Genomic DNA, 6,672 nt, shown 5'->3' on the forward strand with positions numbered 1-6,672 from the left:
ATAGCCGACAGAATTTAGATCGTCTCGTACCGCGAACGTGTGGGGATTGTCTCAAGGAGATGGTCTCTAACTCAAGCGGGAAGGGCGAATGTCGGACAACAATTAATCCCTAGAGCTTCACAAGGTGTATGCTTGTGACAATCGGGAGCAATGGCTTGGATGTACCTTCCGGTGCGGACGCTCTCAGTCGAGATTGCGCATTTTGATCCGCAACGGCACGGCTGTGAGGCAGACAGCGTTACATATCAAGTTGCTGGGGAACTAGGGTTCAGACTCAATTGATCCAATAGGCGACGATGGCGGCGAGGTGTACGGCAGCCAAGAAGTTCCTGGCAAGTTTGTCGTAGCGAGTTGCGACACGCCTGAAATCCTTGAGCCGGCAGAAACAGCGCTCGATAACATTGCGCCCTTTGTAGGCGCGTTTGCTGAAAGTGTGGAGGGTCACCCTGTTGGATTTGTTTGGAATGACGGGCTTTGCGCCGCGATTGGCGATTTCGGCGCGAAAGCCGTCGCCATCGTAGCCTTTGTCCCCAATGAGGGCAGACATGGGCGGCGCGAGTTTCAAAAGGGACGGCCCTGCGGCAATATCTGCGTCTTGTCCCGGAGTGAGATGAAATGCGCAAGGTCTGCAATCAGGGTCGCTCAGCGCGTGGATTTTCGTGGTCCGCCCACCGCGCGAGCGTCCGATCGCCTGTTCATGCTCCCCCCTTTTCCACCGCTCGCCGAGCGATGCGCCTTGATCGAGGTGGAGTCGATGGACAAGGTCACGCCATCCTTGCCGCAGCGGGCGAGCGCTTCAAAGATCGCCTGCCAATGTCCGCGCTTAGCCCAGCGATTGAAACGATTGTAGATCGTCGTGTAAGGACCATAGTCGGGCGGGCAATCGCGCCAGCGTGCGCCGCACTGAAGCATGTGAATGATACCGCTGATGATGCGTCGATCGTCATCGCGCGCCGGGCCGGTCTGGTTCGTTGGCAGATGCGGCTCGATCTGAGCCCACTGCTTGTCGTTCAGCCAGAACAGCCCTTTGCGCACCGAAGTCCCCCATCCCGAATCAACTTGGTGCGAAGGAATCAGAGATCGCTAATTAGGTACAGACCCTAGTCTAGGATTGCAGGAAACTTTGGGCTGCTTGCTGTTCTGATTTTCTTCCACCCAAATACTTCATGAGCGTCAATGCGCGGCACGATTAAGAGTTGGTACCCGCATTCAGAAGGAAATGGGATAGCTGATGCAATTGGCGTTCTTTCACTTCGAGAACAATAAAACGGAGGAGAAGTACTCCTCTTGAATACGACGCAAGTGACACATGGGGGACTTTTTGCGGAAGCGCGGCAAAAATATCGCCTCGATCAAAACGGTGTCTCGGGCGAGGCTACTCGCGCAAGAGCACTTTATAGCTTCGGTTCAGCCTATCACTATTTGGCGGCAAGTGACCAAATAGTGCGTTAGGTGCAAACGAACATTCCAGGCGCTTGGGGAAGCCGTCTCAAAGTCTTATACGCCGATGTTCGCAAATCGTCCGCAATCAAGACAGCTGCACAAAGCCATCAGATCCAACACCGGGCAATCTTCGGGTGCCGTAGAGGGTTTTCAATGCGCACTCAGGCGCTTAATTCGCGCCCACGGCGCTGGTATGGCTATTGCTTTTGAGACGGAGCAACTCCGATTGAGGGCTGAGTGCACGCGGATGCGCAAGGCGAGTGCTCTCCTTCCCTTGAACCAGGTGTGCCGCGTTCTTACGAAGACCAACATGGTCCTGCGTTAAGGTATAGCTGCGAGAGAAATACGAAGACAGCGGACTTAAGCTCGTAAGAATCCACCGCACGAAAACAGCAATAGGAAGCCGATGCCGATCGACTATCCAGCGGTACTCAAACTCAAAACCGAAGCGGCTCCCTATTCGTGGAGCGACCGCGAGGTAATGCTCTATGCGCTTGGCATCGGGATGGGCGCCGATCCTCTGGACGAAAGAGAGCTTCAATTTGTAAACGAGGCCTTTGCAAAACCCAAGCCGCTGAAGGTGGTTCCGACCTTTGCGTCGGTCTGTGTATGGGGAGCGCGACCCGGCGTCATTGACCTCAACCGCGTCATGCTCCTTGATGGCGAGTGTGACATTATGTTTCACAAGCCGATTCCTGTCGTGGCCAGCGTCACAGCGGATGCGCGCGTGCGCGGCGTGTACGACAAGGGCAAGGAGAAAGGCGCTATCATTCAGATTGAAATCGTCGTCAGGGATGGGGAACGTGAAAAGATCGTCACGATCTTTTCTTCGATCTTTGCGAGAGGCGATGGCGGTTTTAGAGGACCATCAGAGGGATTGCCAAAGCCGCACCAAGTACCCCGCCGAGCGCCGGACAGGTCAGTCGACATTCCGATCCGGCCTGACCAGGCACTGATCTATCGTCTGTTGGGTGATCGAAATCCCTTGCACAGCGATCCAGAATTCGCGCGTCGAGCCGGTTTTCTTAAGCCCATTCTCCACGGCATGTGCACTTACGGACTGACCTGCAGGGCCGTGCTGCAAACGTATGCAGATTACGATCCCTCTGCGTTTCGTCGTCATCGCGTCCGGTTTTCGGCCCCGGTATTTCCGGGCGAGATCATGAGAGTTGATCTCTGGAAGGACGGCAATTCGATTTCGTTCGAAGGTCATGTTCGAGAGCGCCGAGTTGCCGTAGCCAAGAATGGGCAGACAGTGCTAGGCTAGTTTTTTTAATCGGGAGTCTAAGGAAGCTGGAAACAAAGTCCTAGCCTGACGAAGCGCATATGAGGCGTCCGCCAGCGCGAAGCCCGATATCACTCGCAAGGCTGTGGCCGTAGATGCGACATGATCTGATTTGTGGTGGCGGCATTACGCGCCACTCCATCTTGGGGCCGCCGATGATGCTGAGCTATTTTGGCCCGAAGCGCGATTGGCGTTCAACATATAACAAAGAGCAGAAGAGCTGTCAGGTTCAAAACACCGTAGTCTGAAATGTAGAGGTTCAGGTCAGGGAGTTGATGCGCACTGAGTCGGTGGCACGGATGTTGCTATTTAGATTCGGCAACAATGAGTGAAGGCAAGACCAGGGGACTTTCCTTCTTTGCGGCTTGTTCGCGATCGCACGGCCTTCACGCATCCGTTTGCACCTAAAATAGCTTTCTCGGAAACCAAACGTTGGAGAGTGCCACAATGAGCGAAACGGCCTTGATAGGTAATGTCATTCCGCGTGCCGACGTCGTGAAGCGCGCAGCGCGCATCGGCGCTGAAATCAGGAATATCAAGCTCTCGGGCGATTTGCCGGACCAGACGATCGCTGCGATCAATGGGGCGCTGCTCGAGCACAAAGTAATCTTCTTCCGTGACCAGAGTCATCTCGATGACTCCGAGCAGGAGCGCTTTGCTCAACGTTTCGGACGGCTTGTGCCGCATCCAATCATGGGCGCCAAAAAGGGAACGGAGTCGATCGTCGAAATTGATTTGCGCCACGCCGGAAACCGGGCTGATCTTTGGCACGCCGATTTGACCTTCATCGATGCCTATCCGAAAATTGCGGTGCTGAGAGCCGCTGTGATCCCACCATTCGGCGGCGATACAGTCTGGTCCAACACTGTCGCAGCCTATCTCGACCTGCCGTCGCCACTGCAACGCCTTGCCGACGAGCTCTGGGTCCTTTACAGCAACGCCTTCGACCATGCGATTATGCCCCGCGCCAGGGATGCGGACAAGGAGCATTGGGATAAGGTCTATACCAGAACGATCTATGAAACCGAGCATCCCGTTGTCCGAGTTCACCCCGAGACGGGCGAACGGGCACTGGTGCTCGGCGACGGGGTGCGGCATTTTGTTGGCATCCCGAAATATGACGGCCAGAAGCTGTTCGATCTTTTCAAGTCTCATATCACGGCGCTCGAAAACACCGTGCGATGGAGCTGGAAGGAAGGCGATGTTGCGATGTGGGATAACCGCGCCACGCAACATTACGCAATTACTGATTATGGTGACCAACGTCGTCTACTTCTCCGAGCTACCATCGCCGGCGAGGTGCCCGTCAACGTCGATGGCAGGTCCAGCGTAATGCGCGTCAGGCCCTCTAAGTAGCCGCCCACGAACGTCAGCAAGATCATTGCGCAAGATTGAGAAGACTCGGCCGGTGCACACTGTGCCCTTATCCGCTCACTTGCTGACTGCAATATACAGTTCAAGCGCGTACGGTCGGTAAGGGCACGCGCTCGACGGATGCTCGGGGCGTTGACGTGAGCACGCGCTTGGTGCCAAGCGCATCCCTTCAATTGACCGCGTCCGGCTTGTAATGCCGACAAACATCGCCATTGCCGAGCCGTCGAACAGCAGTCGTCTATGAAGAACTCAGATTAGCATCGCCTGGGATGAGCCTTTGATTCGGCCTGGGTTCGGCGCCAAGACGGCCATGCGATATAGGCGTGCGGGATACGCCGCTGGCAAGCTTGATGGTGACGCGCGATTTTGTCGATCTTATCCGGCTTCAATTTGAGACCGTCGTCTCGAGCTAAGGAGGGCCACGACGTCGGAGTCAGGCGTGAGCCTCCGGTGGGGGCCATCTTCCCAGATAGCGCTTGAGGGTGAGATGATTTGCTCATTAATTCGCAAGCAAATGAGCAAACGGTAAGCCTCCGAGGAGAGACGCCTTGCGGCGGGCTGGCCTGATGGTTGAGAACTGTACGTATGGACAGCCATACGATCAATACGTTGAATCGACTGGAAGTGGTTGATACGGGCCGGCGGCGGCGTTGGTCTGAGGAAGAGAAGGCGCGGATTGTTTTGGAGAGCCTATCCGAGCCGCGCCTGGTTGCGGCGACAGCCCGGCGGTACGGCTTGTCGCGTTCTCTATTGGTGACCTGGCGCTTTGTTGACACGCACTCCATCGCGCTCCTTTCGTATTAATTTGAACAATGGTTGGAAAAAATTCACGAACAACAAGCGGGCCGAACGATAAAACTGGGCCTGCAAAGCAGCCGCTGCGAGCCCCTCGAATCGACGGTAGCCGATCATTCGGCGAACCACCGCGCCGTTCTTCTGCTCGACAAGGGCCTGATCGTTCTTGCGATTGGGGCGACGCGTGAAGACGATCTCAGCCTGTTTCGCAATATTCTTTCAAGGTCTCACTCATGAACCCAGAGTCGGTTGTCGGTGTCCAGGCCCAGGAGCGCAAATGGTAGCTGTTGACGAGTTCGGTCAGAACCGTGCTCAACAACCTCTGTTCGCGCACTAGAAATGGCGCGCATTCCGTCCAACCGGTCGCGATGTTCGTGAAAACGAGCGTCTGGACGAAGCTGCCCCGCGCCGAAGGAGGCTGTAAGCAACAAGATCGGCCTCGACGAAGCCGGGCGCCGGAACTCCCCAATCCGCTGAAGTACGAACAGGGATGCTGCGTCGCAGAGCACTTGCCACAGAGCGACGGCGCTGCCGGCCGGTTTGCTCACGAACGAATCGAAGCGCTCGGTCGAGCGTCGCCGCACTCGCATTGCCTCACTAAAAAAGTTGCCGGCCAACTTCCCTGTCGCGTCTGGAACGGAGCTGCCGAATCAGTTCGGTGGCGGCGATGGCAAGGAAGATCAGCACGCGCGCAAAGCGCGACATCACATCAGCGCTAGCCGAGCGTTATCGAGCAGGCGATCGGCGCGCGAAGTGACGGAATCCTAGACGAGCTTTGCGCCGTCACGGGATGGCATCGCAAGCACGCGATCCGAGCGCTGTCAGTGGACGGGGCATCGGGATCGGCCGTGCCGCCGCGGCGGGGCACCACCTACGGGGCTTCCATTCGCGATGCACTGATTGTGCTATGGGACGCATCTGACCGGCTCTGCATTAAGCGGTTCGTGGCGATGATCCCGTTCGAGCTTCCGGCACTTGAACAGCACGGCAGATTGAAGCTTTCTGCCGATGAGGGGTGGCTGGTTTTGCAGGTGAGCGCGGCGACGATCGATCACCTGCTGACCGACGTAAAGGTCGCAGCAGCCGAAGGACGCCGATGGCGAACAGCCGTACGGCGGCAGGTCCCGGTGCGCACATTTCAATGACTAGGGATCACCTCCGCCGGGTACTGCGAAGCGGATCTGGTTGCGCACGGCAGCACGTCCGTATCCGTGCGCGTTCATTCAGTACGCCTCCGACGAGGACCGTCTTGCGTGACGGGTGGTAATTCGCGAAGCGTGTGACCTTAAGTCTAGCTTTAAGGTCATCAGGCGATGCGGGTCGTGGTTTTGGGCGGGCTCGAGCGGCGGCGGCGTTGGTCACAGGACGACAAGGCACGGATTGTCGAGGAGACGCTGGCACCGGGCGCGAAGGTAACTGAGGTTGCGCGGCGCAACGGAGTAGCGGCCAGCCTGGTGTTTACCTGGCGTCGCCAAGCACGGACATCGGAACAAGTTGCACCATCTTTTACGCCGGTGCAGATCGCCGCCGTAGCAGCCTCGGCTGAAGAAACTCCGAAGCTTTTGCCTACGGTTGATGGCCGAGTTCGTTCGGCGGCAGCTGCGTGTACTGGATTGATAGAGATCGATCTCGGCAACCGACGGTGCATCCGGGTGGATGCGCACGTCGATCCGGAGGCGTTGGCGCGGGTCCTCGATGTGCTTGGACGCCGATGATTTCTGTACCAGGGAATGTGCGAGTGTGGCTGGCTACAGGCTACACGGATATGCGCAGAG

5 protein-coding genes and 2 pseudogenes are annotated in these 6,672 nt (G+C 57.0%); 5 read left to right on the forward strand and 2 right to left on the reverse strand.

Annotation, left to right across the window (positions count from 1 at the left end; genetic code table 11):
- Positions 1-274: 274 nt before the first annotated feature.
- Positions 275-1,035: pseudogene (locus tag EAV90_RS27720) on the reverse strand (IS5 family transposase).
- An 814-nt stretch (positions 1,036-1,849) separates the two neighbouring features.
- On the opposite strand from EAV90_RS27720, the gene EAV90_RS27725 reads away from it, so the two are divergent.
- From EAV90_RS27725 to EAV90_RS27735, 3 genes are all read left to right on the forward strand, one after another.
- The gene (locus EAV90_RS27725; protein WP_129145272.1) at positions 1,850-2,710 is read left to right on the forward strand and encodes a MaoC/PaaZ C-terminal domain-containing protein; all 861 of its coding nucleotides are present in this window, start codon (positions 1,850-1,852) and stop codon (positions 2,708-2,710) included.
- Between the two features lie 465 nt (positions 2,711-3,175).
- Positions 3,176-4,084 (forward strand): TauD/TfdA dioxygenase family protein, encoded by a 909-nt coding sequence (locus tag EAV90_RS27730; protein WP_129145273.1) that lies wholly within the window; start codon positions 3,176-3,178, stop codon positions 4,082-4,084.
- A gap of 603 nt (positions 4,085-4,687) precedes the next feature.
- On the forward strand, positions 4,688-4,906 hold the full coding sequence (locus EAV90_RS27735; protein ID WP_245509625.1) for a transposase: 219 nt from the start codon (positions 4,688-4,690) through the stop codon (positions 4,904-4,906).
- On the opposite strand, the pseudogene EAV90_RS27740 reads toward EAV90_RS27735, so the two are convergent.
- Positions 4,868-5,482 (reverse strand): annotated as a pseudogene (locus EAV90_RS27740) (ISNCY family transposase); the annotation flags it as partial. The gene EAV90_RS27735 and the pseudogene EAV90_RS27740 sit on opposite strands and share 39 nt — an antisense overlap.
- A 239-nt stretch (positions 5,483-5,721) precedes the next feature.
- Here EAV90_RS27740 and EAV90_RS27745 point away from each other — a divergent pair.
- Positions 5,722-6,042 (forward strand): hypothetical protein, encoded by a 321-nt coding sequence (locus EAV90_RS27745; protein ID WP_129145274.1) that lies wholly within the window; start codon positions 5,722-5,724, stop codon positions 6,040-6,042.
- Positions 6,043-6,210: 168 nt separating this feature from the next.
- Positions 6,211-6,612 (forward strand): IS66-like element accessory protein TnpA, encoded by a 402-nt coding sequence (gene tnpA / locus EAV90_RS41825; protein WP_129145275.1) that lies wholly within the window; start codon positions 6,211-6,213, stop codon positions 6,610-6,612.
- Positions 6,613-6,672 lie beyond the last annotated feature (60 nt).

Origin of the sequence: Bradyrhizobium vignae, from assembly GCF_004114425.1 — a bacterium.
Taxonomy (GTDB): domain Bacteria; phylum Pseudomonadota; class Alphaproteobacteria; order Rhizobiales; family Xanthobacteraceae; genus Bradyrhizobium; species Bradyrhizobium vignae.